A 23,773-nucleotide genomic window follows, 5' to 3' on the forward strand; every position below is an offset into this window, starting at 1 on the left:
GCGGCCTGGTGGCTATTCCAATGGAAACGAGAATGGTTGTCAATCAGAGACCTGAACCATTCTCGATACCGTTCAGCCGGTCAGCTGGCCGGGCCGTCGCCCGTGACCTTCTTCGGCCAGTACCCTCGGGTCCGCGGGCGCTTGCGCGGGCGGTCGTGCCCGGCGGTGTGGCCCGGCATCCAGGCCTCGGCGGCGCTCTTGGGCATGGCGGTGACGCCCTGCCCGGCCACGCCGCGCGCCAGTGGCGCCAGGTGTCGCAGGGCACGCGCATAGACGCCGCGTTTGAACATCACCACGTGCTCTACCGGGTACCAGAAGTCGACCCAGCGCCAGTGGTCGAACTCGGGCGAGTCGGTGTGGTCCAGCGTCACGTGGGATTCGTCGCCGGTCAGGCGCAGCAGGAACCAGACCTGTTTCTGGCCGATGCAGACCTGCCGCTCGTTGCGGCGGATGGCCCGCGCCGGCAGCTTGTAGCGCAGCCAGCCGGGCGTGGCCCCGAGCACTTCCACATGCTCAGGCAGCAGGCCGGTCTCTTCCTGCAGTTCACGATACATGGCCTCGACAGGCGTCTCGTCGGTGTTCATGCCACCCTGCGGGAACTGCCAGCCATCCCGGCGCACGCGTCGTGCCCAGAACACCTGGCCGTCCTGCCGCATCAGCACGATGCCGACGTTCGGTCGATAGCCGTCCGGATCGATCACGATGCGGACTCCTAAGAAAATCTACTGGTCGGGACTATCCCATGCCCTCTGTCGGCCCACAAGCACGACACAAAAGTGTTGACAGGGTCGATACACATCCGCAGAATAGCGGGCTCACCAAGGCTATGTAGCTCAGCCGGTTAGAGCACAGCACTCATAATGCTGGGGTCGGTGGTTCGAGTCCACCCATAGCCACCACACTGAAAATCAAGTTGTTTTTCAGTGTGAAAAGTGAGAAAATAGTTGCACGTTTTGCCCCGTCGCCAAGCGGTAAGGCACCTGACTCTGACTCAGGCATTCGGTGGTTCGAATCCATCCGGGGCAGCCAAATTAAAAGCAAAAGGCCAGATCGAAAGATCTGGCCTTTTGCTTTTAATTTGGTCGCGCATCCCACCTTATCCCCGCGCCTGTCGGCGCGCCCCCTTGAACATCAAGGGGGCTCTTCTCCAGAGAGAGGCCCGGGGTCGGATCCTTTTCCAAAGGAAAAGGCTCTGACCCCACCCCTTCCGAGATGCGAAACCCCGGGTAGTGCCGGCCGCTGGCCGGCAACCACGAAATGCCTGACTCCAAAACAACAAAAGCCCGGCCGAAGCCGGGCTTTTGCTTTTCCAACCAGCGGGCTCCCGCAGGAGCCCAACCAGGCGCGGTAAATCAGCGCTTGGAGAACTGGGTGGCGCGGCGGGCCTTGTGCAGACCGACCTTCTTACGCTCGACTTCACGGGCGTCACGGGTCATGAAGCCGGCCTTGCGCAGCTCGGACTTCAGGGTTTCGTCGTACTCGACCAGCGCACGGGCGATGCCCAGGCGGATCGCACCGGCCTGGCCGGTGGTGCCGCCGCCAGCGGCGGTGACCAGGATGTCGAAGCTTTCGGTGTTCTTGGTCAGCTCGAGCGGCTGGCGCACGATCATGCGCGCGGTCTCACGACCGAAGAACTCGTCCAGCGGACGACCATTGACGGTGATGTTGCCCGAACCCTTGCGCAGGAACACGCGAGCGGTGGAGGACTTGCGGCGGCCAGTGCCGTAGTTTTGAGTGATAGCCATGATTAGATATCCAGAACCTGCGGCTGCTGTGCGGCGTGCGGATGCTCAGTGCCGGCGTAGACCTTGAGCTTGCGGTACATCTGGCGACCCAGCGGGCCCTTCGGCAGCATGCCCTTCACGGCGATCTCGATCACGCGCTCCGGGTGGCGCTCCAGCGCCTGGGCCAGGGACTCGGTCTTCAGGTTGCCGATGTAGCCGGTGAAACGGTGATACATCTTGTCCTGCAGCTTCTTGCCGGTGACGGCAATCTTTTCTGCATTGATGACGACCAGGTAGTCGCCGGTATCAACGTGGGGGGTGTAGACCGGCTTGTGCTTGCCGCGCAGACGGCGGGCCAGCTCGGTGGCGAGACGGCCCAGGGTCTTGCCCTCGGCGTCGACGAGGTACCAGTCGCGCTGGACGGTCTCGTTCTTGGCAGTGAAAGTGCTCATGAAGAACTCTAGGTTAGGTCGGGCTCATTGCGGCGAAGGACTCGCCGGAACTCTGCCACGCGTTGTGAAAGGTGAAGCGCAAGAGGCGGGATTGTACGCAGGTCACGCCCTCGGTGCAAGCTCGCCCTGCCCCGGGTTGGCAGGGGAGCGGGGGCGGGCGAGAATCGGCGGGTCTCCCGCCCCACCGCGTGCCGCCATGACCGTGCTCCGCCAGACCACCCCGCTGGACCACCTGCTGACCGAGGCGCAGCGCGCCCTGGACACGGTGTTCGGCAACCCTCCGGCGGCCCGCCCCTACCCGGCCGCAGGCACCGGCGAGCCGGGCATGGGCCGCGCCGAGCGCCGCCACGCCGCGGGGCTGATGCGGATCAACCATGTCGGCGAGGTCTGCGCACAGGGCCTGTACTTCGGCCAGGCGGCCGTGGCCCGCGACCCGGCCACCCGTGAACACCTGCTGGAAGCGGCCCAGGAAGAGACCGATCACCTGGCTTGGTGCGCGACCCGGCTGGATGAACTGGACAGCCGCCCGAGCCTGTTCAATCCGCTGTGGTACGCCGGCAGCTACACCATCGGCACCCTGGCGGGTCTGCGCGGCGACGGCTGGAACCTGGGCTTCGTGGTTGAAACCGAGCGCCAGGTGGAAGCCCATCTGGACGAGCACCTGGTCGACCTGCCGGCCGGCGATCTGCGCAGCCGCGCGGTCATCCAGGTGATGAAGGAGGACGAGGCCCGCCATGCGGAGCACGCCGAACAGGCCGGCGCACGCCGCCTGCCATTCCCGATCCCGGGCGCGATGGCGCTGGCTTCCAGGGTGATGAAGACCATCGCCTACCGCATTTGAAGGGTCGCCCGCACCAACGGTGCGGGCCTACCAGGAGGTGCGGGGGGCGACGGTGGGGCCCGACCGTTGGTCGGGCCATCAATCAGTTGGGCGAGACCAGCTTCAGGCCGATCACACCGGCTACGATCAGGCCCACGCAGGCCAGGCGGGCCGGCGACGCACTGTCGTTGAACAGATAGATGCCCAGCACCGCCACGCCCATGGCGCCGATGCCGGTCCAGATCGCGTAGGCGGTGCCGACCGGGATGCTCTTCATCGCCTGGCTCATCAGGTACAGGCTGATCAGGGCGGACACCACCGTGGCAACGGTGGGCAGGGGTTTGCTGAAGCCTTCGGAGTACTTCATTCCGAGGGCGAAACCGATCTCGAACAGGCCGGCCAGCAGCAGATAGATCCAGGGCATGGGTGGGGGCTCCTTACCTTTTTGGGAAAAACGAAACGGCCCGGTGTTTTCACACCGGGCCGTGGGTCGGTACATCACCGTGGAACTGTAACGCGTGCGGGGCACTGGTTCCACGGGGCGGGTCGTCCCGCCTGGGCGGCGATGCCTGCGGGCATCGCACATGGGGCTTACTCGGACAGGTTCCGGCCGTGGAACAGCTCTTCGATCTCGCGCTTGAGCAGCGCTTCGATCTTCATGCGTTCCTTGAACGACAGGTTCTTGGCCTTTTCCTCGAACAGGTACTGGTCCAGGTCGAAGTCCTTCAGGTGCATCTTCGTGTGGAAGATGTTTTCCTGGTAGACGTTGACGTCGAACATCTCGTAACGCGACTTGATGTTCTTGGCCAGGAAGTTCTGGATCGAGTTGATCTTGTGATCGATGTAATGCTTCTTGCCCTTCACATCGCGGGTGAAGCCACGGACACGGTAGTCCATGATCACGATGTCCGATTCCAGGCTCTCGATCAGGTAGTTCAGGGCCTTCAGCGGCGAAATGACGCCACAGGTGGCCACGTCGATGTCCGCGCGGAACGTCGCGATGCCTTCCTGCGGATGGGTTTCCGGGTAGGTATGGACAGTGATGTGGCTCTTGTCCATGTGCGCGACCACGGCGTCGGGAATCAGTTCCTTGCCGGCCTGCTTCTTGTCGATCACCGGCTCTTCGGAGATCAGGATGGTCACCGAGGCACCCTGCGGGTCGTAGTCCTGGCGGGCCACGTTCAGGATGTTGGCGCCGATGATCTCGGCGACATCGGTCAAGATTTGAGTCAGCCTGTCGGCGTTGTACTCTTCATCGATGTATTCAATGTAACGCTGACGCTCCTCTTCGGTGCGCGCGTAACACACGTCATAGATGTTGAAGCTCAGCGCCTTGGTGAGGTTGTTGAAACCCTGCAGCCTCAGGCGAGGCAACGGCTTGACCACGGCGGTCGATTCCTGTGTAAGAAGGGAAAGGGGGAATTATGGGGCAAACTGCCCCCGGGGGGAACGTGAAGACGCAAGAGTTCTGGCACACTGTTTGCCCTTAACAATTGCGCTGGTTAAGCTCCGCTATCGACCCCGTGAATCCGTTCATGCGCAGAGGGAGCGCCCCTATCGTGTCAACCGTGCGCCTAGCTAGCAGTCCACTGGCCCTGGATATCGCCACAATCGATCGTTTCCTGGCGCACAGCCACAGGCGGCGATATCCCACCCGTACCGACGTCTTCCGACCCGGTGACCCGGCGGGAACCCTGTATTACGTCATCAGCGGCTCGGTTTCGATCATGGCCGAGGAAGATGACGATCGCGAGCTTGTGCTGGGCTACTTCGGTGCCGGCGAGTTCGTCGGCGAGATGGGCCTGTTCGTCGAATCGGACCGCCGCGAGGTGATCCTGCGGACCCGTACCGCCTGCGAGCTGGCTGAAATCAGCTACGAGCGCCTGCATCAGCTGTTCCTCGGCCCGCTGTCGGCCGACGCCCCGCGCCTGCTGTACGCGCTGGGCCAGCAGATCTCCAAGCGCCTGCTCGACACCAGCCGCAAGGCCAGCCGCCTGGCATTCCTGGACGTTACCGACCGGATCGTGCGCACCCTGCACGACCTGGCGCAGGAACCGGAGGCGATGAGCCATCCGCAGGGCAGCCAGCTGCGCGTCTCCCGCCAGGAGCTGGCACGCCTGGTCGGCTGCTCGCGGGAAATGGCCGGCCGCGTGCTGAAGAAGCTGCAGACCGACGGCCTGCTGCATGCCCGTGGCAAGACCGTGGTGCTGTACGGCACCCGTTGACCGTTGAGCACCCGGTGGGTGCGGACCTTGGTCCGCACTCCTTCGCGCGCTAGGCTCGGGGCATGGAACTGAGCAGCGAATTCTGGTGGTTCATCCTCATCGGCCTGGGCGCACAGCTGGTCGACGGCGCGCTGGGCATGGCGTTCGGCCTGGTGTCTTCGTCGGTGATGCTGAGCATGGGCCTGCCCCCGGCGCAGGTCAGCGCCAGCATCCACACCGCTGAAGTGTTCACCACTGGCGCCTCGGGTGTGTCGCACCTCGCAGCCGGGAATGTCGATAAGCGCCTGTTCCTGCGCCTGGCCCTGCCTGGCGCGGTGGGCGGTGCCGTGGGCGCGTACGTGCTCACGCAGATCCCGGGCGAGATCATCCGGCCACTGATCTACCTGTACCTGCTGGTGCTGGCGATCATCATCCTCGCCCGCGCGGCCGGACGCTGGATGCCCAAGGGCGAGATCCGCCGGGTACCGGTGCTGGGCTTCTTCGCGGGCCTGCTCGACGCCAGCGGTGGCGGCGGCTGGGGGCCGATCGCCACGTCCACCCTGCTCGCCCGGGGTGGCCAGGCGCGCACCACGATCGGCACGGTCAATGCGGCGGAGTTCGTGGTCACGCTGACGGTGTCGGCGACCTTCCTGCTGTCGATGGGGGTGCAGCACCTGCAGATCGTCGCCGGCCTGCTGATCGGCGGCATGATGGCCGCGCCGGTAGCCGCCATCCTGGTCAAGCGGGTGAAGGAGCGCTGGGTGCTGGTGGCCGTCGGCGTGCTGGTGCTGGGGATCAGCCTGTTCCAGATTGGCCACGCGGTGTACGGGCACCTGTACCGCTGAGCGTTTGCCGGCCAGCGGCCGGCACTACCGGGACAGAGAAGCGCCGGCACAACCGCGACGGAGAAGGGTAGTGCCGGCCGCTGGCCGGCAGATCCATCACCGTGCGGCGGGATCAGGCCTTGTCGCCACCGCGGTCCACGCAACCCCAGTTGAGGATGCGGGTGCCCGCCGGCAGCACGCGGCGGAAGAACGCCACCCGGCCCGGCTTCGGGTTCACCACTACCGGCGCCTTGGCTGCCAGCAGCAGCGGCAGGTCGGCGGTGCTGTCGGAATAGGCGATATCGATGTCGCCGTAGCCGCGCTCACGCAGCATGCGCATCTTCTCTTCATTGTGGCAGTGGCGGGTCGGGCCGACGCCGCCCAGCCGCGGGCCGACCTCGGTGCCGATCACCGGTACGTCCTGGTGGGCCACGAAAGCCAGGATCGCGCGCGCCAGCTCCGGCGGCGCACCTGTGGCAACCACCACGCGGTCGCCCTTGGCGCGGTGCGCGGCGAACACTTCCAGCGCCTGCGGCAGCAGCTTGGCGCGCATCTGCGCCTGGTTGCGCAGCACATAGGCGTCGATCACCTTGTTGAAGTCACGCGCACGGTGCAGGCCGAAGCTGCCGATCCACACATAGACCGAGATGCCCGCGCGACGGGTCGGCAGCATCGCCACCATCGGCCCGGCGATCGGCGTGACCAGCAGCGCCGCCAGCATGCGCAGCGGGTTGCGCTTGATCAGCGAGGCGAACAGGTGGGTGCCCGAATCGCCGTCGTACAGGGTGTGGTCGAAGTCGAAGACCACCAGCGGCGCATCCTCGCGCGGCGTTGGATAGTGCGTTGTCATGCCGCGAAGAATAGCTGACGCAGGCCCTCGCCCGGCTCTTCCACGCGCATGAAGGCTTCCCCGACGAGGAAGGCATGGATGCCGGCGTCACGCATCAGCGCTACGTCCTGCGGGCCAAGGATGCCGCTCTCGGTGACCAGCAGGCGGTCACGCGGCACCGCGTTCTGCATGTCCAGCGTGGTCTGCAGCGACACTTCGAACGTGCGCAGGTTGCGGTTGTTGATGCCGATCATCGGCGCCGGCACCTGCAGCGCACGCTCCAGCTCGTCGATGTCGTGCACTTCCACCAGCACGTCCATGCCCAGCGACAGCGCCAGTTCGGACAGCGTGGCCAGCTGGGTGTCGTCCAGCGCGGCGACGATCAGCAGGATGCAGTCGGCGCCCAGCACGCGTGCCTCGTACACCTGGTAGGCGTCGATGACGAAGTCCTTGCGCAGCACCGGCAGCGTGCACGCCTCGCGCGCCTGCTGCAGGTAGGCGTCGGCGCCCTGGAAGAAGTCCACGTCGGTCAGCACCGACAGGCAGCTGGCGCCGCCGAACTCGTAGCTGACGGCGATGTCGGCCGGGCGGAAGTCCGGGCGGATGACGCCCTTGGACGGGCTGGCCTTCTTCACCTCGGCGATCACCGCTGGATCGCCGTTGGCCACCGCCGCCTGCAAGGCGCGCACAAAGCCACGTACCGGCGGGGCGCCGGCCACGGCGGCCTGCAGCGCCTCGAGCGGGCGCTGGGCGCGGCGCTGGGCCACTTCTTCGGCCTTGCGGGCCAGGATCGTCTGCAGGATGTCGCTCATCGTCTTCGGTTCGGTGCGGGGGCGGTGAGGACGGCCATTATCGGCCATCGACGGGGTCAGGCTGAACCGCGCGCTCAGGCAACCAGCGCGCGGGTGGTCTCAACATACTGCTGCAGGCGCTGGCGGGCACTGCCGTTGGCGATGGCGGCACGGGCGCGGGCCAGGCCGTCGCCGATGTCGCTGGCCACGCCGGCAACGTACAGGGCGGCGCCGGCATTCAACGCAACGATGTCCAGCGCCGGGCCGGGCTCGTTGTCCAGTACCGCGCGCAGCATCTGGATGGACTGCTCCGGGCTGTCCACGCGCAGGTTGCGGCTGGCCGACATGGCGATGCCGAAGTCCTCCGGGTGGATCTCGAACTCGCGCACCTTGCCGTCGCGCAGTTCGCCCACCAGCGTGCCGGCACCCAGCGAGATCTCGTCCATGTTGTCGCGGCCCCAGACCACCATGGCGCGCTCGGTGCCCAGCTCGCGCAGCACGCGGGCCTGGATGCCCACCAGATCGGGATGGAACACGCCCATCAGCACCGACGGCGCGCTGGCCGGATTGGTCAGCGGGCCGAGGATGTTGAAGATGGTGCGCACGCCCATCTCGCGGCGTACCGGCGCAACGACCTTCATCGAAGGATGGTGGATCGGCGCGAACATGAAACCGATGCCGGTCTGCTCGATGGCGGCGGCCACCTGATCCGGCTGCAGTTCGATCACCGCGCCCAGCGCTTCCAGCGCGTCGGCACTGCCGGACTTGGAAGACACGCTGCGGTTGCCATGCTTGGCCACGCGCGCGCCGGCGGCGGCCGCGACGAACATCGAGCAGGTGGAGATGTTGAAGGTGTGCGAGCCATCGCCACCGGTACCGACGATATCAACCAGGTTGGAGGTATCGGCCACCGGCACTGGCCGGGCGAATTCACGCATCACGGTGGCCGCCGCGGCGATTTCGTCCACGGTCTCCTTCTTCACGCGCAGCCCGGTCAGGATCGCCGCGGTAATCATCGGCGAGACGTCGCCGCGCATGATCTGCCGCATCAGGTCGACCATTTCGTCGAAAAAGATTTCGCGGTGTTCGATGGTGCGATGCAGGGCTTCCTGGGGGGAGAAGCTCATGGGAATGCTCCTTGGATCAGGCCGCCGGACGCTGCAGGAAATTGCGCAGCAGGGCGTGGCCGTGTTCGGTGAGGATGGATTCGGGATGGAACTGCACGCCTTCCACCGGGAACTGGCGGTGGCGCAGGCCCATGATTTCTTCGATCGAGCCGTCGTCGTTCTCGGTCCAGGCGGTCACTTCCAGCACATCGGGCAGGCTGTTCTTGTCCACCACCAGCGAGTGGTAGCGGGTGGCCTGGTAGCGGTCCGGCAGGCCGGCGAACACGCCCTTGCCTTCATGGCGGATCGGCGAGGTCTTGCCGTGCATGATGTTGCCGGCACGGATGACCGTGCCGCCGTAGACCTGGCCGATGCCCTGGTGGCCCAGGCAGACGCCGAGGATCGGCGTGGTCGGGCCCAGGCGCTGGATCAGCTCCAGCGACACGCCCGCTTCGTTGGGCGTGCACGGGCCGGGCGAAATGACAATGCGCTCGGGCTTCTGCGCGGCGATCTCGTCCACGCTCATCGCATCGTTGCGCACCACCTTCACCTCGGCGCCCAGCGTCTGCAGGTACTGCACGAGGTTGTAGGTGAAGCTGTCGTAGTTGTCGATCATCCACAACATGGTCAGGTTCCGTCGCTTATGAGGAAAATGGCGTACACGTTTTCGGTGTAGGTGATGGGGCCGGCTTCCACCGACTCGCGCAGGCGCGAGCCCGTGGTCTCGATGCTGTTCATCGGTGCCTCGGGCGCAGGCGGCGAGGGCGGCGTCACCAGATCCCCACTGCTGGGCCAATTGCCCGCCTGCACGCCATAGGCGAAGTCCGGCGCCACATCGGAGATGCTGTACAGGCCACGCACTCTTGTTCCATAGGCCTTGGCCAGGCCCAGCGCGGACTCGCGGGTCTGGGCCGCTGCCTCGCCCTTGAGTTCGCGGCGCAGCGCCACTTCGCCCGAATAGGTCGGCGCCAGGCTGCTCACCTGTACGTTCTCGTTGGCCTTCAACGCCCCCAGCACATCCTGCATCGCCTTCACGCTGGCGAAGCTGGCACGCAGCTGGCGCGATACGCGGGTACCGATGAAGACCTGCCGGTTCTGCTCATAGCGCGTGGCCGGGCCGATCCGCAGGTTGTCCGCACGCACGCTGCCCTCCACCGCCTTGTGCTGCTTGAACAGTGCCAGCACGCGGGCAACGTTGTCCTGCACGCGGCGGCGCGCGGCGTCGGCGTCCATGTCGGTCTCTTCGATGTTCAACTGCAGGCCGAACCGGTCCGGCATCACCGTGCGGCTGCCCTGCCCCTTCACCAGCAGGTGCGGCTGCGAGGGAATCGTGTTGGCCTGCGCCCACGCAGACGGGGCCATCGTGGCCAGCAGTGACGACCACAGCAATGCGCTCAGCAGCTTCATGCGGTACTCCTTGTCTTGAATGGGAACAGCGGAAGGTGCCGCGGCGCAGGCCACGGCACGGGGAGGATCACAGGCCCTTGGCGGCCTGGGCGACGGCGCGGAACAGCGCGCGGCCCTTGTTCATCGTCTCGTCCCATTCCTTGTCCGGGTCCGAGTCGTAGACGATGCCGGCACCGGCCTGCACGTACAGGCGGCCATCCTTGATCACCGCGGTGCGGATCGCGATCGCGGTATCGGCATCGCCGTGCCAGCCGATGTAGCCGATGCTGCCGGCGTAGACATTGCGCTTGATCGGTTCCAGCTCGCGGATCACTTCCAGCGCGCGGATCTTCGGCGCGCCGCTGACCGTGCCGGCTGGGAAGGTGGCACGCAGCACGTCGGCATAGCTCAGGCCCGGCTGCAGCTGCCCGGTCACTTCGCTGACGATGTGCATCACGTGGCTGTAGCGTTCGATCACGAACTGCTCGCCCACCTCCACGGTACCTGCCTTCGAGACGCGGCCGGCATCGTTGCGGCCCAGGTCGATCAGCATCAGGTGCTCGGCGCGTTCCTTCGGATCGGCCAGCAGCTCGGCTTCCAGCGCCAGGTCCAGCTCGGGCGTGGCGCCACGCGGGCGGGTGCCGGCGATCGGGCGCACGGTGACTTCGCCATCCTGAAGGCGTACCAGGATTTCCGGCGATGAACCGACCACCTGCAGGTCGCCGACATCCAGGAAGTACATGTACGGCGACGGGTTCAGTGCACGCAACGCGCGGTACACATCCACCGGGCGCGCCTTGAACGGCACGCTCAGGCGCTGGCTGAGCACCACCTGGAAGATGTCGCCGGCGCGGATGTATTCCTTGCTGCGCTGGACCGCATCGACGAACCCTTCGCGGGTGAAACCGGAGACGAAATCCGATTCGTCCAGCACGTCGCTGTTGAGCGGCGCCGGATAGCCGGCGCCCGGTGCACGCAGCTTGGCAGTCAGTGCATCCAGGCGCGCCTGGGCCTGCTCGAAGGCGCCCTCGACGCGCGGGTCGGCGTGCACGATCAGGTACAGCCGGCCCTTGAGATTGTCGAACACCGCCAGCTCGTTGGAGTCCAGCAGCAGGATGTCCGGCGTGCCCAGCTCATCGCGGCCGGCCGGCGGGGCCAGGCGCGGCTCGATGTAACCGATGCACTCGAAACCGAACCAGCCGACCAGGCCACCGGTGAAGCCCGGCAGGCCTTCCAGCTTCGGCACCGAGTGGGCGCTGCGCAGCGCCTCGACCTCGGCGAACGGGTCGGCCACTTCGCGGGTGTCCACCACCTGGCCGTCTTCGCGCACGGTCAGCGTGTGGCCATGGAAGGCGTACACGCGACGCGCCGGCAGGCCGATGATCGAGTAACGACCAAAGCGCTCGCCGCCTTCGACGGATTCAAACAGGTAGGTATTGGGGCCGTCGGCGAGCTTCAGATAGACCGAAAGCGGCGTGTCCAGGTCGGACAGCACTTCACGGACGACGGGAATATGGGTGTGGCCTTCAGCGGCCTGCTGCTGAAACTGAGCGTGCGAGTTCAAGACGACTTTCCTTCCGGGACACAGCGTTATGGGGGCGGACGACGGCAACGGGCCACCATCGCCACCAACGGCGTGCGGAAGAAAGGGTATGCGGGGTCGTCAGGCTGGACACCCCCTGACTGTATCGCAGCCGGGGCGGGAGGGGAACCCTGGGAAACTGAACCACGGGACGGGCGGGGCCGGCCACGGGAACCAACGACGCGGACCGGTAGAGTCGACTGTTGGTCGACTTGCGCGCGTAGCGCGGGGTTTTACGCCGTCGGAACGAAAAGCAGTCGACCAACAGTCGACTTTACCCCCTACCCGGCCAGCAACGGGCATCCGGTTGGCAGGTGCATCCGCACCCTGCCCGGCACGCACGCAATGCGGAACTGGCGGGCCTGGACTGGTTCGCCGTCCAGGTTGAGGGTCAGCGCCTTCGGTGCGTCGATCTGCAGCCACGGCAGCCGCGCGCGCGTGGCCAGCTGTTCGAGCGCCGCCTGGGTGCCCGACTTCAGCATCTGGCCGAGCGTGGCGGTGACCTCACCTTCCAGTTCCGGAAGCACGGTGACATCCAGCAGCCCATCGTCGATCACGGCCTGCGGGCACAACTGCTGGCCACCGCCGGCCTGCCGGCCATTGCCGATGCCCAGGGCGATGAAGTCGCCTTCCCACGCGAAATCCGGGCCGGACAGCCGCGCGGTGATCGGCTCGATGCGGCCCAGCTTGGCGATGCCGGTGATCACATAGGCCAGCCCGCCCAGCATCTTCTTCAGGCCGGCATCGGTCTCCACCGTCACCTGCGTGCCGAAGCCACCGCTGGCGAGGTTGGCGCACCACCAGGGCGTGCCATCGGCATCCACGCGCAGCAGATCGATGGCACGCGGCGTGGTTTGTCCGATCAACGCAAACGCGCCCTCAGGCTCGGTCGGAATACCCGCAGCCGTGGCGAAATCGTTGGCGGTCCCCATCGGGATCAGCGCCAGCGAGGGCAGCGCATCCGCCGCTTCCTCACGATGCGCCAGGGTTTCGGCTACCGCGCTGAGCGTGCCATCGCCACCGGCGGCAACGATCACGTCCACGCCATGATCGATGGCCTCGGCCACGTAGCGTTCGGCGTCACCGTCCTCCCAGGTCACCCGCACGTCCAGCTGCACGCCCTGCCCGCGCCAATGGCCGACAGCCTCGCGCAGTTCCTCGTTGCCTGCGGATTTGCCATTGAGGATCAGGCGCCAGCGCGGGGTGGTCATGCGGTACTTCCAGGAGGGGGTGGCACAGGCTAGCAATGCGCTGTTTGCCCGCGGTGAATGTCACGCAGGTGTCATTCAGTTGCTGGAGAATGGAAGGCCATAGCAGGGACGATGGATGGAGGCAGGATCAGCCTCCCACGCATGCAGCGAGGCCACGCCAGTGATTGGCGTGGCTTTTTTTTTGCCCAGCAGTAGATCCACGCCAAGCGTGGATGCACGTCATCTCACCCGTTGGCGAAATCGTGCAGCGCCTGGCCCTGCAACCGGTACACGGTCCACTCGTCCTGCGGTTTGGCACCGGCAGCGGTGTAGAACTCGATGGCCGGGGTGTTCCAGTCCAGCACCGACCATTCGAAACGGCCGCAGCCCTCGGCCACGGCCTGGCGCGCGATGTACTTCAGCAGTGCCTTGCCGGCGCCCGCACCGCGCTTTTCCTGGCTGACGTAGAGGTCTTCCAGGTAGATGCCCTTGCGGCCCAGCCAGGTGGAATAGTTGTAGAAATACACCGCATAGCCGATGGCCTCGCCGTCGGCTTCGCAGATCAACGCGCGCGCCGTGGCATCGGCGCCGAACAGGCTCTCGGCGATGCCGATCTCATCGGTCTGCACCGAATGCTCGGCCTTCTCGTAGATGGCCAGCTCGCGGATGAAATGCAGGATCAGTCCCGCATCGGCGACGGTGGCCGGGCGGATGTTCAACACGGCCACCGTACTCATGGCTCAGCCCCGTGCCGCAGCGACGTTGGCGCGCATCTGCGCGATCACATCCTGGTAGCTGGTCCTGGCGTTGAAGATGGCCGAACCGGCGACGAAGGTGTCGGCGCCGGCAGCGGCGATCTCGCCGATGTTGTCGGCCTTCACGCCGCCATCGATCTCCAGGCGGATGTCCTTGCCGCTGGCATCGATCATCTTGCGCACCACGCGCAGCTTGTCCAGCGCCGAGGGGATGAAGGCCTGGCCGCCGAAGCCCGGGTTGACCGACATCAGCAGCACCAGGTCCAGGTCATCCAGCACCCAGTCGAGGATGTCCACCGGAGTGGCCGGATTGAGCACGATGCCCGGCTTGCAGCCCAGCGAGCGGATCAGCTGGATGGTGCGGTGCACGTGGCGGCTCGCCTCCGGGTGGAAGCTGATGTAGGTGGCACCGGCCTCGGCGAAGTCCGGGATGATGCGATCCACCGGCTCGACCATCAGGTGCACGTCGATCGGCGCGGTGACGCCGTGCTTGCGCAGCGCCTGGCAGACCATCGGGCCGATGGTCAGGTTCGGCACGTAGTGGTTGTCCATCACGTCGAAGTGGACCCAGTCCGCGCCAGCGGCGAGGACGTTGTCGACTTCCTCGCCGAGGCGGGCGAAGTTGGCGGACAGGATGGAGGGGGCGATGAGGCAGTTGGACATGGCCGGGGCCTTCGGAACGGGGAAAAGGTTCTCCCGCCCGCAGGCGGGACTCTGGAATCAGCGCTTGCGCAGGGTCTTGATGCGGTCGTAGGCGGCATTGATCCGCCGCGACTTCTGCTCGGCCTGCTGCTGCAGCTCGGGGGCGGCACCGCCCAGCTTGTCGGGGTGGTACTGCGAGATCAGCTTGCGGTAGGCGCGCTCGACCTCGGCATCGGTGGCCTCGGAGGTCAGCCCAAGCTCCCGGTACGGGTTCTCCTTGTTCAGGCGGAACCAGTCCGAATCGAAGGCGTGGCCGATCAACAGGCCGACCACCGCGCCGAACAGCGGATTGGGCCGGAACAGCAGGGCGCCGGCGATGAATCCGAGCAGTTTTCCGTACCAGCGCATGGCGCTCCGGGGTCGACCGACGAAATGGACGCTCATTTTACGTCACAGCGGGCCCGGACCGCTTTACACTAGGCCGCCCGCTGGTCAGCGGGCCCGCCGGGTCCGTTGGGCAGCAGCCGTATCGACAACGCCCCAGGAGTGCCCGTGCCAACCACGCTGTTGCAATCCGATCTCCCCGGCCTGCCCTTGCGCCATCGCGGCAAGGTGCGTGATGTGTTCGATATCCCGCGCGAGCGGCTGCCAGCCGGAACCCCGCCGGGCGAGTACCTGCTGATGGTCGCCACCGATCGCCTGTCGGCGTTCGACGTGGTGCTGCCTGACCCGATTCCGGGCAAGGGCGAGATGCTCTGCCAGGTCTCCAACTTCTGGTTCGCCAAGACCGCGCACCTGATGCCCAACCACCTGACCGGCATCGACGTGGCCAGCGTGCTGCCCGAAGGCGTGGACCCAGCCCTGTACGCCAAGCGTGCGGTGGTCACCCGCAAGCTGAAGCCGGTGCCGGTGGAAGCGATCGCCCGCGGCTACCTGATCGGCAGCGGCTGGAAGGACTACCAGCGCACCGGCAAGGTCAGCGGCATCGACCTGCCCGACGGCCTGCGCCAGGCCGAGCAGCTGCCGGAGCCGATCTTCACCCCCTCGACCAAGGCCGCCGTCGGCGACCATGACGAGAACATCGATTTCGATGCGATGGTGAAGCAGGTCGGTGCGGAACTGGCCGAGCGCGTGCGCGACGCCACCCTGCGCATCTACAAGTTCGCGGCCGATTACGCCCGCGAGCGCGGCATCATCCTGGCCGATACCAAGTTCGAGTTCGGTACCGACGCCGATGGCCGCCTGTACATCATGGACGAGATGCTGACGCCGGATTCCTCCCGTTACTGGCCGGCCGACGAATACGAAGTGGGCACCAGCCCGCCGAGCTACGACAAGCAGTTCGTGCGCGATTACCTGGAGACGCTGGACTGGGGCAAGACCGCCCCGGGCCCGAGCATCCCGGCCGAGATCATCGAGCGCACCCGCGCCAAGTACGCCGAGGCGCTGCAGCGCCTGGCCGGGATCAGCGTCGACTGATCCCCCCGCGTCCCCCCGGCCGGAAAGGCGGGGGGCGCTCTGATCGCGGTAGTGCCGGCCGCTGGCCGGCAACCTCGCGAACTCGGCTATGCTCTGGAGTGCCGGCCAGCGGCCGGCACTACCGTTGCCCGAGGAAGCGACGCAGCATGCAGACATCCACCCAGCTTGCGCGGCCGATCGACCGCTATTTCGCCAGCTACTCCGACGACCACCGCAATGTGATCAACCAGCGCATCCACGTGGTGGCGGTCCCGGCGATCCTGTGGTCGGTGGTGGCCCTGCTGTGGTGCCTGCCGCCGCTGATCACCTGGTTCCAGTACGGCATCTGGTCGGCGTTGGCGATGTTCAGCGCGTGGTGCTTCTACAACAAGCTGTCGCGCCCGCTGGGCATCGGCATGCTCATCCAGTTCTTCGTGTTCGGCTGCCTGTGCCGGCTGCTGGAGGCCGAGATCGGCCTGCAGGCCCTGCGCTGGCTGGCGGTGGGCGTGTTCGTGGTGGCCTGGATCGCGCAGTTCATCGGCCACAAGTTCGAGGGCCGCAAGCCCAGCTTCCTGACCGACCTGACCTACCTGCTGATCGGCCCGGCCTGGGTGATGGCCAAGTTCTACCGCAAGCTGGACTGGCGCTACTGACCTGGCGGCGGCCGACAGCGGCCGTCGTTTCCTGAACGGGCGGATTCCGTCACCCGTAGTCCACGGGAGCCCTGCCAGCCTGCGCCGGTGATCCGCTCCCCATTGCCCGCCCGTCGACGGCAGCCCCTGTGCGACAGGGCCTGCGGTCTCCCTGCGTGGGCGTAGGGTGTCCCCCGAGGGCAGCCAGGGAAGGGATGCAGGAATGTGATGTTGCATCGCAGAAAAAATGAATCAGCGAACGTTACATGCAATTGATCGCTGTTCGATGGGTTTCGGCGACATTTCGCAGCCTGTTATCCTCCCTGACCTGCTCGTGAATCATGGATTCCCTGCATGCTCCCCAGCCTGCCCCTGCTGCTGGCCCTGCCGTTCCTGATGGCAGCGGCTGTTGCGGCCTTCCCCCGTAGTTCGCGCTCGACTGCTGCCTGGCTGGCGGCGCTGGCGCCGTTGGGCGGGCTGGCCATCCTCGGCTGGCTGACCCCGTCGGTGCTCGATGGCCAGGTGGTCCGCACCCTGGTGCCCTGGCTGCCGCAGATCGGGCTGGACTTCACCCTGCGACTGGACGGGCTGGCCTGGATGTTCGCCGGGCTGGTGCTCGGCATCGGCGCGCTGGTGGTGCTGTATGCGCGCTACTACCTGAGCCAGCAGGACAACGCGCACCGCTTCTACTGCTACCTGCTGCTGTTCATGGGCGCCATGCTGGGCATGGTGCTGTCGGGCAACCTGCTGTTGCTGATGATCTTCTGGGAAATGACCAGCATCAGTTCGTTCCTGCTGATCGGCTTCTGGTCGCACCGCCAGGACGCCCGCGAAGGCGCACGCATGGCGCTGGTGATCACCGGTGGCGGTGGCCTGGCCCTGCTCGGTGGCGTGCTGCTGATCGGCCGCATCGTCGGCAGCTTCGACCTGGACGTGGTGCTGGCCGCTGGCGAGCAGATCCGCGCCAGCGCGCTGTACCCCTACGCCCTGTTCCTGGTACTGGCCGGCATCTTCACCAAGAGCGCGCAGTTCCCGTTCCACTTCTGGCTGCCGCACGCGATGGCGGCGCCGACCCCGGTCTCGGCCTACCTGCACTCGGCCACCATGGTAAAGGCCGGCGTGTTCCTGCTGGCGCGCCTGCATCCGGCACTGGCCGGCAGCGACCTGTTCTTCTACACGGTCAGCGGCATCGGCGCACTGACCCTGCTGATCGGCGCCTGGAATGCGATCTTCCAGCATGACCTGAAGGGCCTGCTGGCGTACTCGACCATTTCCCACCTGGGCCTGATCACCCTGCTGTTCGGCCTGTCCACGCCGATGGCGGTGGTGGCCGGCGTGTTCCACATCCTCAACCACGCCACCTTCAAGGCCTCGCTGTTCATGGCCGCCGGCATCATCGACCACGAGACCGGTACCCGAGACATGCGCAAGCTGGGAGGCCTGCGCAGGCTGATGCCGTTCACCAGCGCGCTGGCGATCATCGCCTCGCTGGCGATGGCTGGCATCCCCCTGCTCAATGGCTTCCTGTCCAAGGAAATGCTGTTCGCCGAAGCGATCACGGCCGGCGGCCCGGGAATCATGCGCACGGCGGTGTCGATCGCCGCGTTGCTGGCGGGCGTATTCGGGGTGGCGTACAGCCTGCGCTTCGTGCACGACACCTTCTTCGGCCCCGGCCCGCACGACCTGGACCGCGTGCCCCACGAACCGCCGCGCTGGATGAAGGTGCCGGTGGAACTGCTGGTGGTGATCTGCGTGGCGGTGGGCGTGGCACCGGCACTGACCGTAGCGCCGGTGCTGCACGCCGCTGCGGCCTCGATCCTCGGCGACGCCATGCCCGAGTACAGCCTGGCGGTATGGCACGGCTTCAACCTGCCGCTGGCGATGAGCGCGATCGGCGTGATCGGCGGCGTGGCGCTGTACTTCGGCCTGCGCAAGCTGATCAACCTGCACGCCGTGACCAACGTCAGCACTGGCCGCAATGTGTTCCATGCGCAGCTGGACGCGATCTCCGCACTGGCCATGCGCCTGACCAACGGCATCGCCAACGGCAGCCTTCAGCGCATGCTGCTGGGCCTGGTGCTGGTGGCGATCGTGGCCGCCGCCGCGCCGTTCGTGGCCAACCCCGCCTCGCCGAACTGGACCAGGCCACAGCCGATCCCGCTGCTGGGCTGGGCGCTGTGGCTGGTGATGATGGCCTGCGCGGTGGCTACCCTGCGTATCTACAAGCAGCGCCTGCTGGCGGTGCTGCTGGTCGGCGGCGTCGGCCTGATGGTGGCGCTGACCTTCGTGTTCCTGTCCGCGCCGGACCTGGCCCTGACCCAGCTGCTGGTGGAGATGGTGACCCTGGTGCTGATGCTGCTGGGCATGAACTACCTGCCTGCGCAGTCCGGGCCGGAGCGGCCGCGCTGGCGCAAGCGCCGTGACGCGGTGATCGCGATCATCGCCGGTGCCGGACTTGGCGCCTTGGCCTATTCCGCGATGACCCTGCCGCCGAACACCATGGCCGGCGAGCTGCTCGCCCGTGCCCTGCCCGAGGCCTATGGCCAGAACGTGGTCAACGTGATCCTGGTCGACTTCCGCGGCTTCGATACCTTCGGCGAGATCACCGTGTTCGGCATCGCCGCGCTGGTGGTGCATGCCCTGCTGCGGCGCACGCGGATGGCGCCGGAGCAGATCATGCCCGGCCCGCCGATCAAGCTGCCGGTGCCGGCCGACCTGGCCCAGATCATGTTCCCGCTGACCCTGACCGTGTCGATCTTCCTGTTCCTGCGCGGCCACAACGCGCCGGGTGGCGGCTTCATCGCCGGCCTGGTGCTGGCGGTGCCGCTGCTGATCCAGTACGTGATCCAGGGCACCGCGTCGGTGGAGTCGCGCTTCGGCTTCGACTACATCCGCTGCATCGGCATGGGCCTGCTGATCGCCCTGCTCAGCGGCAGCGCGTCGATGCTGTTCGGCGTGCCGTTCCTGACCAGCGGCCACCTCGACCTGCACCTGCCGCTGATCGGCGACGTGCCGCTGGCCAGTGCGATTGGTTTTGACATCGGCGTCTATCTGGTGGTGTTCGGCGGTGCCATGCTGATGCTGTCGATGATGGGCACGATCAAGCCATCGCGTACCCGTACCGCCCGCAAGGGTGAGATCGACCTGCAACGCCGCTCGGCACGCACCGGGGAGATGCACTGATGGAACTGGCCCTGGCTACCGCGATCGGCGTGCTGACCGCCATCGGCATCTACCTGCTGCTGCGTGCGCGCAGCTTCGATGTGATCCTCGGCATGACCTTCCTGTCCTATGCGACCAACCTGCTGATCTTCGCCGGTGGCCGCGTGGTGCTGGGCAAGGCGCCGGTACTGCAGGACGGCGTGGACAGCCACCTGGGCAACTACACCGACCCGCTGCCGCAGGCGCTGGTGTTGACCGCGATCGTGATCGCCTTCGCGATGACCGCGGTGAGCATCGTGCTGGCCATGCGCAGCCGCAGCGACAACCACAGCGACCATGTGGACGCCCACGAGCCGGATGACGACCTGCAGGATGAGCGCGTTCCACCACGGCAGGGCGGGGACCGCGCATGAACCACCTGGTGATCCTGCCGATCCTGATTCCGCTGCTGGGTGCGGCACTGTCGCTGTTCGTCGAACACCGCCGCTATGGCCCCAGGGTGCAGCGCGCGGTGGCCTGGACCGCGCTGTCGGCGCTGGCGCTGGCGGTGGGCCTGCTGTTTGCCACCACCGCCAGTGGTGAGATCAGCGTCTACCTGCTGGGCGACTGGCCGTCGCGGCTGGGCATCGCGCTGGTGGCCGACCGGCTGTCGGCGTGGATGCTGCTGACCACCCTGCTGCTGGCCATTCCCTGCCTGCTGCACGCCTGTTCGGGCTGGGACCGCCGCGCACCGCACTTCCATGCGCTGTTCCAGTTCCAGCTGGTCGGCCTCAACGGTGCGTTCCTGACCGGCGACATCTTCAACCTGTTCGTGTTCTTCGAGGTGATGCTGATCGCCTCCTACGGCCTGCTGCTCAGTGGTGGCCGCGGCCTGCGCATGCGCATCGGCCTGCACTACGTGGTGTTCAACGTCACCGCCTCGACCCTGTTCCTGATCGCGCTGGGCCTGCTGTACGCCACGCTGGGTTCGCTGAACATGGCCGAGCTGTCGCAGCGCATCGCCGAGGTACCGCCGGCGCAGCTGACCCTGGTGAAGGCGACGATGGGCCTGTTGCTGCTGGTGTTCTGCGCCAAGGCCGCCCTGATGCCGCTGTACCTGTGGCTGCCGGAAGCCTATTCACGCGCACCGGCGGCGGTGGCTGCGCTGTTCGCGATCATGACCAAGGTCGGCCTGTACTCGGTGCTGCGCATCCAGATGCTGTGGTTCGGCGACGATGCCGGCGCGATGGCCGGCTACGGCCATGACTGGCTGCTGTGGGCCGGTGTGGCGACGCTGGTGCTGGGCGGCCTGGGCGCCCTCGCCGCGACCCGCCTGCGCGTGCTGATCTCCTACCTGGTGATCGTGTCGGCAGCCACGCTGTTCATCGCCTTCTCGGTCGGCACACCGCAGGTGCTGTCGGCCGGCCTGTACTACCTGCCGCACAGCAGCTTCGTCGCCGCCGCGCTGTTCCTGATCGCCGACCTGATCCGCCGTCGTCGCGGCGGTGCCAGCGACCGCAAGGAAGTGGTCGCGCCGATGCCGGGCAAGGAGACACCCGCCGTGCTGTTCCTGATCGGCGCGGTGTCGGTGGCCGGCCTGCCGCCGCTGTCCGGTTTCCTGGCCAAGGCCGCACTGCTGGCCGGCATGCCGGCGCAGTACACCGCTCCGGTCTGGACCGCGGTGCTGGTCAGCAGCCTGCTGGTGATCATGGGCCTGACCCGCGGCGGCATCCGCCTGTTCTGGCGCGTGCCGCCTGTCGATCCGGAGGCACCGAAGCCGCGCAAGGCTCCTCTGCGCCGGGTGGAGCTGTACGCCGCGTGCATCCTGCTGGCCTACGGTATCGCCATGACCCTGGCCGCTGCACCGTTGATGCGCTACACCGACGCCACCGCCGCACAGCTGCTGCAACCCAGCGAGTACGTGCAGCAGCTGCGCGCGACCGCACCGGAGATCCGCCAGCCATGACCGCCCAGCGCTCCCTGTTCCGTCGCCTGATTCCCTCGCCGATGCTCAGCATCATGGTGGTGGCATTCTGGCTGCTGATGTCCGACAGCTTCACCCTCGGCCAGATCGTGCTGGGGCTGGTGCTGGGCGTGGTGGTGCCGCTGTTCGCCGCACGCCTGGACCGCGAGTTCGCGCGCATCGGCACGTTGCGGCCGCTGCCCAAGCTGGTATGCGTGACCCTGTGGGACATCCTGATGTCCAACATCCGCGTGGCCCTGCAGGTGCTGGGCCCGGAGAAGAAGATTCACCCCGGTTTCATCTGGCTGCCGCTGGACATCGCCAACATCCACGGCATCGCGGCGCTGACCAGCATGATCACGCTGACCCCGGGCACGGTCTCGGCCGCGCTCAGCGACGACCGCAAGTTCCTGCTGGTGCACGTGCTGCACCTGGAGGACCCACAGGACCTGATCGATACGATCAAGCGCCGCTACGAGGCGCCGTTGATGGAGATCTTCCCATGACTGGATTCCAGATCATCCAGACCACGCTGGTGGTGTGCATGCACGTGGTCGGCCTGGCCATGCTGCTGGCCACCTGGCGCCTGCTGCGCGGACCGACCGTGCCCGACCGCATCCTCGCACTGGACACGTTGTCGGTGACCGCCATTGCCGAGCTGATGCTGTTCGGCATGTACCTCAACTCCGCGATCTACTTCGAAGCCGCACTGGTCATCGCCATGCTCGGCTTCGGCAGCACCGTGGTGCTGAGCAAGTTCGTGCTGCGCCGGGACATCGTCGAATGATCACCGCGATCCAGATCGGCCTGTCGATCCTGCTGCTGTTCGGCTGCTTCTTCATCCTGGTCGGCGCACTGGGGCTGGTGAAGCTGTCCACGTTCTTCAAGCGCCTGCACGCGCCGACCAAGGCCAGCACGCTGGGCGTGGGCTGCGTGCTGGTGTGCTCGGTCTGCTACCACATCTTCCTGGGCCAGGACCCGCAGCCGCGCGAGCTGCTGATCACCGTATTCCTGTTCATCACCGCGCCGATCAGCGCCCACATGATGGCCAAGGCGGCGCTGTCGCTGCTGATGGAAACCCGTCCCAGCCTGCCGGGCAACGAGCCGGCTGCCGAGGAACAGCTTCCGCCGCCGGAACCGGCGCGGGAAGAGGAAGCCACGCAGAACCGGTAGTGCCGGCCGCTGGCCGGCAGTGGCAAGGGTTCCGTCAGAGGCAGTGAGGTTGCCGGCCAGCGGCCGGAACTACCTCATGCCGCGCCGACCAGCAGCAGCTCCAGCACGAACCAGCCGGCGAACGCGACCAGCAGGATTCCGCCTTCACTGCGGCTGATCTTCAGATCGCCACGCAGCATCGGGTACAGCACCAGGGCGAACGCCAGCAGTGCCGGCAGTTCCAGGCGCACGAACGAGGCCGGCAACGCCAACGGCTGCAATACCGCCATCGCCCCGATCACCAGCAGCAGGTTGACCACGCTGGAGCCCAGCACGTGGCCAAGCACCATGTCGCCGTGGCCGCGACGCGCGGCAGCAATTGCGGTTGCCACCTCCGGCAGTGCGGTGCCGATCGCCACCGGCAGCAGGCCGACCAGCAGCGGTGTCCAGCCCAGCGCGGCACCGAAGTCAGCGGCGGCGCCCACGACCAGGCGCGCGCCCCAGTACAGCGTCAGCGCTGCGATCAGCACCCGCAGCACGTTCAACGGCAGGCTGGTGCGGCTCAGGGCGGACTCGGCGATAGCCGCCTGCACCTCGGCACGCTCAACGCGACCGCGGCGCAGCAGCAGCACCTGCATGACGATGAAGCCTGCCACCAGCACGCCGCCTTCCCAGCGCGCCAGGCGACCATCCAGCCCGAACAGGACCAGCAGCACGCCGGCCACCAGCAGCGACCACCACAGCACCGTCTGCAGGCGCGCGCGCAGCAACAGGGGCGCGGCGATGGCTGCCACCGCCAGGGTGAAGCCCAGGTTGACGATGCTGCTGCCCACGGCATTGCCCAGTGCCAGCTCCGGTTGGCCGACCGCCAGCGCGCGCGCATTGACCGCCAGTTCCGGCAACGAGGTGGTCACCCCGAGCAGCAGCAGCCCGGCAGTGAACGGGCTGGCCCCGAAGCGCTGGGCCAGGCCGGACACGGCCTTGACGATGGAATCCCCGCCCAGCGCCAGCAACAGCAGGCCGAGCAGGAACCAGGCAATGGCAATGGCGATCATCGAGCACTCCCCAGCAGTGGTGGCGCGATTCTACGCTTGGCCCGAGCGCATGGCTGGGCGGTGGATC

At 66.7% G+C, this 23,773-nt stretch carries 27 protein-coding genes and 2 tRNA genes; 13 read left to right on the top strand and 16 right to left on the bottom strand.

The genetic code is table 11. From position 1 onward, the window contains the following. Nucleotides 1-80: 80 nt before the first annotated feature. Entirely contained in the window at nucleotides 81-701 is a 621-nt protein-coding gene (locus AC5P7F_RS06600) for an RNA pyrophosphohydrolase (protein ID WP_014648660.1), read from the bottom strand. A gap of 121 nt (nucleotides 702-822) precedes the next feature. Here AC5P7F_RS06600 and AC5P7F_RS06605 point away from each other — a divergent pair. Both AC5P7F_RS06605 and AC5P7F_RS06610 read left to right on the top strand, forming a co-directional pair. After that, nucleotides 823-899: transfer RNA gene (locus AC5P7F_RS06605), tRNA-Met, on the top strand. 55 nt (nucleotides 900-954) lie between these two features. Next, nucleotides 955-1,029 (top strand) — tRNA-Gln (locus AC5P7F_RS06610). Between the two features lie 323 nt (nucleotides 1,030-1,352). Here the strand turns inward: AC5P7F_RS06610 and rpsI are convergent. Further along, a complete protein-coding gene (gene rpsI / locus AC5P7F_RS06615; RefSeq protein WP_005411311.1) occupies nucleotides 1,353-1,745 on the bottom strand; it encodes a 30S ribosomal protein S9 in 393 nt (130 codons plus the stop codon). A gap of 2 nt (nucleotides 1,746-1,747) precedes the next feature. Beyond that, nucleotides 1,748-2,176, bottom strand: a complete 429-nt coding sequence (rplM, locus tag AC5P7F_RS06620; RefSeq protein WP_005414692.1) for a 50S ribosomal protein L13 — start codon at nucleotides 2,174-2,176, stop codon at nucleotides 1,748-1,750. Nucleotides 2,177-2,372: 196 nt separating this feature from the next. On the opposite strand from rplM, the gene coq7 reads away from it, so the two are divergent. Further along, nucleotides 2,373-3,017: a 2-polyprenyl-3-methyl-6-methoxy-1,4-benzoquinone monooxygenase gene (gene coq7 / locus AC5P7F_RS06625; protein WP_049440046.1), complete on the top strand. Its 645-nt coding sequence runs from the start codon at nucleotides 2,373-2,375 to the stop codon at nucleotides 3,015-3,017. Between the two features lie 82 nt (nucleotides 3,018-3,099). Here coq7 and AC5P7F_RS06630 read toward each other — a convergent pair whose 3' ends face one another. Next, a complete protein-coding gene (locus AC5P7F_RS06630) occupies nucleotides 3,100-3,420 on the bottom strand; it encodes a DMT family transporter (protein WP_005419816.1) in 321 nt (106 codons plus the stop codon). Nucleotides 3,421-3,587: 167 nt separating this feature from the next. Further along, the gene (speD, locus tag AC5P7F_RS06635; RefSeq protein WP_014648662.1) at nucleotides 3,588-4,382 is read right to left on the bottom strand and encodes an adenosylmethionine decarboxylase; all 795 of its coding nucleotides are present in this window, start codon (nucleotides 4,380-4,382) and stop codon (nucleotides 3,588-3,590) included. A 149-nt stretch (nucleotides 4,383-4,531) separates the two neighbouring features. Here speD and crp point away from each other — a divergent pair, with 149 nt between their 5' ends. Next, nucleotides 4,532-5,221 (top strand): cAMP-activated global transcriptional regulator CRP, encoded by a 690-nt coding sequence (gene crp / locus AC5P7F_RS06640; RefSeq protein ID WP_010482649.1) that lies wholly within the window; start codon nucleotides 4,532-4,534, stop codon nucleotides 5,219-5,221. A gap of 62 nt (nucleotides 5,222-5,283) precedes the next feature. After that, nucleotides 5,284-6,045, top strand: coding sequence for a sulfite exporter TauE/SafE family protein (locus AC5P7F_RS06645; protein WP_010482650.1), 762 nt, complete (start codon nucleotides 5,284-5,286; stop codon nucleotides 6,043-6,045). 112 nt (nucleotides 6,046-6,157) lie between these two features. Here the strand turns inward: AC5P7F_RS06645 and AC5P7F_RS06650 are convergent, their stop codons facing one another. From AC5P7F_RS06650 to AC5P7F_RS06695, 10 genes are all read right to left on the bottom strand, one after another. After that, nucleotides 6,158-6,874 (bottom strand): haloacid dehalogenase-like hydrolase, encoded by a 717-nt coding sequence (locus AC5P7F_RS06650; protein WP_005419826.1) that lies wholly within the window; start codon nucleotides 6,872-6,874, stop codon nucleotides 6,158-6,160. Further along, complete coding sequence (trpC, locus tag AC5P7F_RS06655; protein ID WP_032960709.1) at nucleotides 6,871-7,665, bottom strand: indole-3-glycerol phosphate synthase TrpC; 795 nt, start codon at nucleotides 7,663-7,665, stop codon at nucleotides 6,871-6,873. Before trpC ends, AC5P7F_RS06650 begins: the two co-directional genes overlap by 4 nt. 74 nt (nucleotides 7,666-7,739) lie before the next feature. Beyond that, nucleotides 7,740-8,771 carry an anthranilate phosphoribosyltransferase gene (trpD, locus tag AC5P7F_RS06660; RefSeq protein WP_197641360.1) on the bottom strand — a complete coding sequence of 344 codons (1,032 nt, stop codon included), beginning with the start codon at nucleotides 8,769-8,771 and terminating at the stop codon, nucleotides 7,740-7,742. 16 nt (nucleotides 8,772-8,787) lie between these two features. Continuing rightward, entirely contained in the window at nucleotides 8,788-9,375 is a 588-nt protein-coding gene (locus AC5P7F_RS06665; protein ID WP_014038739.1) for an anthranilate synthase component II, read from the bottom strand. 2 nt (nucleotides 9,376-9,377) lie between these two features. Beyond that, nucleotides 9,378-10,157 (bottom strand): SIMPL domain-containing protein, encoded by a 780-nt coding sequence (locus tag AC5P7F_RS06670; protein WP_032960714.1) that lies wholly within the window; start codon nucleotides 10,155-10,157, stop codon nucleotides 9,378-9,380. A gap of 67 nt (nucleotides 10,158-10,224) precedes the next feature. Further along, nucleotides 10,225-11,700 carry an anthranilate synthase component I gene (gene trpE, locus AC5P7F_RS06675; protein WP_014648670.1) on the bottom strand — a complete coding sequence of 492 codons (1,476 nt, stop codon included), beginning with the start codon at nucleotides 11,698-11,700 and terminating at the stop codon, nucleotides 10,225-10,227. A 299-nt stretch (nucleotides 11,701-11,999) separates the two neighbouring features. Then, nucleotides 12,000-12,929, bottom strand: coding sequence for a lipid kinase YegS (gene yegS / locus AC5P7F_RS06680; RefSeq protein ID WP_014648671.1), 930 nt, complete (start codon nucleotides 12,927-12,929; stop codon nucleotides 12,000-12,002). A 224-nt stretch (nucleotides 12,930-13,153) separates the two neighbouring features. Then, nucleotides 13,154-13,636, bottom strand: coding sequence for a GNAT family N-acetyltransferase (locus AC5P7F_RS06685; protein WP_065178874.1), 483 nt, complete (start codon nucleotides 13,634-13,636; stop codon nucleotides 13,154-13,156). A gap of 12 nt (nucleotides 13,637-13,648) precedes the next feature. Further along, entirely contained in the window at nucleotides 13,649-14,326 is a 678-nt protein-coding gene (gene rpe / locus AC5P7F_RS06690; RefSeq protein WP_006474082.1) for a ribulose-phosphate 3-epimerase, read from the bottom strand. Nucleotides 14,327-14,383: 57 nt separating this feature from the next. Further along, nucleotides 14,384-14,713 carry a J domain-containing protein gene (locus tag AC5P7F_RS06695; protein WP_005411327.1) on the bottom strand — a complete coding sequence of 110 codons (330 nt, stop codon included), beginning with the start codon at nucleotides 14,711-14,713 and terminating at the stop codon, nucleotides 14,384-14,386. Nucleotides 14,714-14,857: 144 nt separating this feature from the next. On the opposite strand from AC5P7F_RS06695, the gene AC5P7F_RS06700 reads away from it, so the two are divergent. From AC5P7F_RS06700 to AC5P7F_RS06735, 8 genes are all read left to right on the top strand, one after another. Further along, on the top strand, nucleotides 14,858-15,784 hold the full coding sequence (locus AC5P7F_RS06700) for a phosphoribosylaminoimidazolesuccinocarboxamide synthase (protein WP_014648673.1): 927 nt from the start codon (nucleotides 14,858-14,860) through the stop codon (nucleotides 15,782-15,784). 146 nt (nucleotides 15,785-15,930) lie between these two features. Further along, nucleotides 15,931-16,416: an Mpo1 family 2-hydroxy fatty acid dioxygenase gene (locus AC5P7F_RS06705; protein ID WP_014648674.1), complete on the top strand. Its 486-nt coding sequence runs from the start codon at nucleotides 15,931-15,933 to the stop codon at nucleotides 16,414-16,416. 333 nt (nucleotides 16,417-16,749) lie between these two features. Continuing rightward, nucleotides 16,750-19,578 carry a monovalent cation/H+ antiporter subunit A gene (locus AC5P7F_RS06710; protein ID WP_049440037.1) on the top strand — a complete coding sequence of 943 codons (2,829 nt, stop codon included), beginning with the start codon at nucleotides 16,750-16,752 and terminating at the stop codon, nucleotides 19,576-19,578. Continuing rightward, nucleotides 19,578-19,970: a Na+/H+ antiporter subunit C gene (locus AC5P7F_RS06715; protein ID WP_134809381.1), complete on the top strand. Its 393-nt coding sequence runs from the start codon at nucleotides 19,578-19,580 to the stop codon at nucleotides 19,968-19,970. The genes AC5P7F_RS06710 and AC5P7F_RS06715 overlap by 1 nt, the downstream gene beginning before the upstream one ends. Further along, the gene (locus AC5P7F_RS06720) at nucleotides 19,967-21,502 is read left to right on the top strand and encodes a monovalent cation/H+ antiporter subunit D (protein ID WP_164077760.1); all 1,536 of its coding nucleotides are present in this window, start codon (nucleotides 19,967-19,969) and stop codon (nucleotides 21,500-21,502) included. The genes AC5P7F_RS06715 and AC5P7F_RS06720 overlap by 4 nt, the downstream gene beginning before the upstream one ends. Then, entirely contained in the window at nucleotides 21,499-22,005 is a 507-nt protein-coding gene (locus AC5P7F_RS06725) for a Na+/H+ antiporter subunit E (RefSeq protein WP_032957141.1), read from the top strand. The genes AC5P7F_RS06720 and AC5P7F_RS06725 overlap by 4 nt, the downstream gene beginning before the upstream one ends. Further along, a complete protein-coding gene (locus tag AC5P7F_RS06730; RefSeq protein WP_006399171.1) occupies nucleotides 22,002-22,286 on the top strand; it encodes a K+/H+ antiporter subunit F in 285 nt (94 codons plus the stop codon). Before AC5P7F_RS06725 ends, AC5P7F_RS06730 begins: the two co-directional genes overlap by 4 nt. Next, nucleotides 22,283-22,672, top strand: a complete 390-nt coding sequence (locus tag AC5P7F_RS06735; protein ID WP_014648679.1) for a Na+/H+ antiporter subunit G — start codon at nucleotides 22,283-22,285, stop codon at nucleotides 22,670-22,672. The genes AC5P7F_RS06730 and AC5P7F_RS06735 overlap by 4 nt, the downstream gene beginning before the upstream one ends. 74 nt (nucleotides 22,673-22,746) lie before the next feature. On the opposite strand, the gene AC5P7F_RS06740 is transcribed toward AC5P7F_RS06735, so the two are convergent. After that, a complete protein-coding gene (locus AC5P7F_RS06740; RefSeq protein ID WP_014648680.1) occupies nucleotides 22,747-23,706 on the bottom strand; it encodes a sodium:calcium antiporter in 960 nt (319 codons plus the stop codon). Between the last annotated feature and the right edge of the window lie 67 nt (nucleotides 23,707-23,773).

This window comes from Stenotrophomonas sp. YJH_SMC_105-26 (assembly GCF_059368915.1).

Excerpts from the sequence above, each read along its gene's own strand:
- AC5P7F_RS06710 (WP_049440037.1), top strand. The coding sequence starts at position 16,750 with ATGCTCCCCAGCCTGCCCCTGCTGCTGGCCCTGCCGTTCCTGATGGCA.
- AC5P7F_RS06650 (WP_005419826.1), bottom strand. The coding sequence starts at position 6,874 with ATGACAACGCACTATCCAACGCCGCGCGAGGATGCGCCGCTGGTGGTC.
- yegS (WP_014648671.1), bottom strand. The coding sequence starts at position 12,929 with ATGACCACCCCGCGCTGGCGCCTGATCCTCAATGGCAAATCCGCAGGC.
- coq7 (WP_049440046.1), top strand. The coding sequence starts at position 2,373 with ATGACCGTGCTCCGCCAGACCACCCCGCTGGACCACCTGCTGACCGAG.
- trpD (WP_197641360.1), bottom strand. The coding sequence starts at position 8,771 with ATGAGCTTCTCCCCCCAGGAAGCCCTGCATCGCACCATCGAACACCGC.
- AC5P7F_RS06740 (WP_014648680.1), bottom strand. The coding sequence starts at position 23,706 with ATGATCGCCATTGCCATTGCCTGGTTCCTGCTCGGCCTGCTGTTGCTG.
- AC5P7F_RS06730 (WP_006399171.1), top strand. The coding sequence starts at position 22,002 with ATGACTGGATTCCAGATCATCCAGACCACGCTGGTGGTGTGCATGCAC.
- trpC (WP_032960709.1), bottom strand. The coding sequence starts at position 7,665 with ATGAGCGACATCCTGCAGACGATCCTGGCCCGCAAGGCCGAAGAAGTG.
- rpsI (WP_005411311.1), bottom strand. The coding sequence starts at position 1,745 with ATGGCTATCACTCAAAACTACGGCACTGGCCGCCGCAAGTCCTCCACC.
- AC5P7F_RS06665 (WP_014038739.1), bottom strand. The coding sequence starts at position 9,375 with ATGTTGTGGATGATCGACAACTACGACAGCTTCACCTACAACCTCGTG.
- AC5P7F_RS06735 (WP_014648679.1), top strand. The coding sequence starts at position 22,283 with ATGATCACCGCGATCCAGATCGGCCTGTCGATCCTGCTGCTGTTCGGC.
- rpe (WP_006474082.1), bottom strand. The coding sequence starts at position 14,326 with ATGTCCAACTGCCTCATCGCCCCCTCCATCCTGTCCGCCAACTTCGCC.
- AC5P7F_RS06695 (WP_005411327.1), bottom strand. The coding sequence starts at position 14,713 with ATGCGCTGGTACGGAAAACTGCTCGGATTCATCGCCGGCGCCCTGCTG.
- AC5P7F_RS06725 (WP_032957141.1), top strand. The coding sequence starts at position 21,499 with ATGACCGCCCAGCGCTCCCTGTTCCGTCGCCTGATTCCCTCGCCGATG.
- AC5P7F_RS06630 (WP_005419816.1), bottom strand. The coding sequence starts at position 3,420 with ATGCCCTGGATCTATCTGCTGCTGGCCGGCCTGTTCGAGATCGGTTTC.
- AC5P7F_RS06645 (WP_010482650.1), top strand. The coding sequence starts at position 5,284 with ATGGAACTGAGCAGCGAATTCTGGTGGTTCATCCTCATCGGCCTGGGC.
- AC5P7F_RS06715 (WP_134809381.1), top strand. The coding sequence starts at position 19,578 with ATGGAACTGGCCCTGGCTACCGCGATCGGCGTGCTGACCGCCATCGGC.
- rplM (WP_005414692.1), bottom strand. The coding sequence starts at position 2,176 with ATGAGCACTTTCACTGCCAAGAACGAGACCGTCCAGCGCGACTGGTAC.
- AC5P7F_RS06670 (WP_032960714.1), bottom strand. The coding sequence starts at position 10,157 with ATGAAGCTGCTGAGCGCATTGCTGTGGTCGTCACTGCTGGCCACGATG.
- AC5P7F_RS06720 (WP_164077760.1), top strand. The coding sequence starts at position 19,967 with ATGAACCACCTGGTGATCCTGCCGATCCTGATTCCGCTGCTGGGTGCG.
- AC5P7F_RS06705 (WP_014648674.1), top strand. The coding sequence starts at position 15,931 with ATGCAGACATCCACCCAGCTTGCGCGGCCGATCGACCGCTATTTCGCC.
- crp (WP_010482649.1), top strand. The coding sequence starts at position 4,532 with ATGCGCAGAGGGAGCGCCCCTATCGTGTCAACCGTGCGCCTAGCTAGC.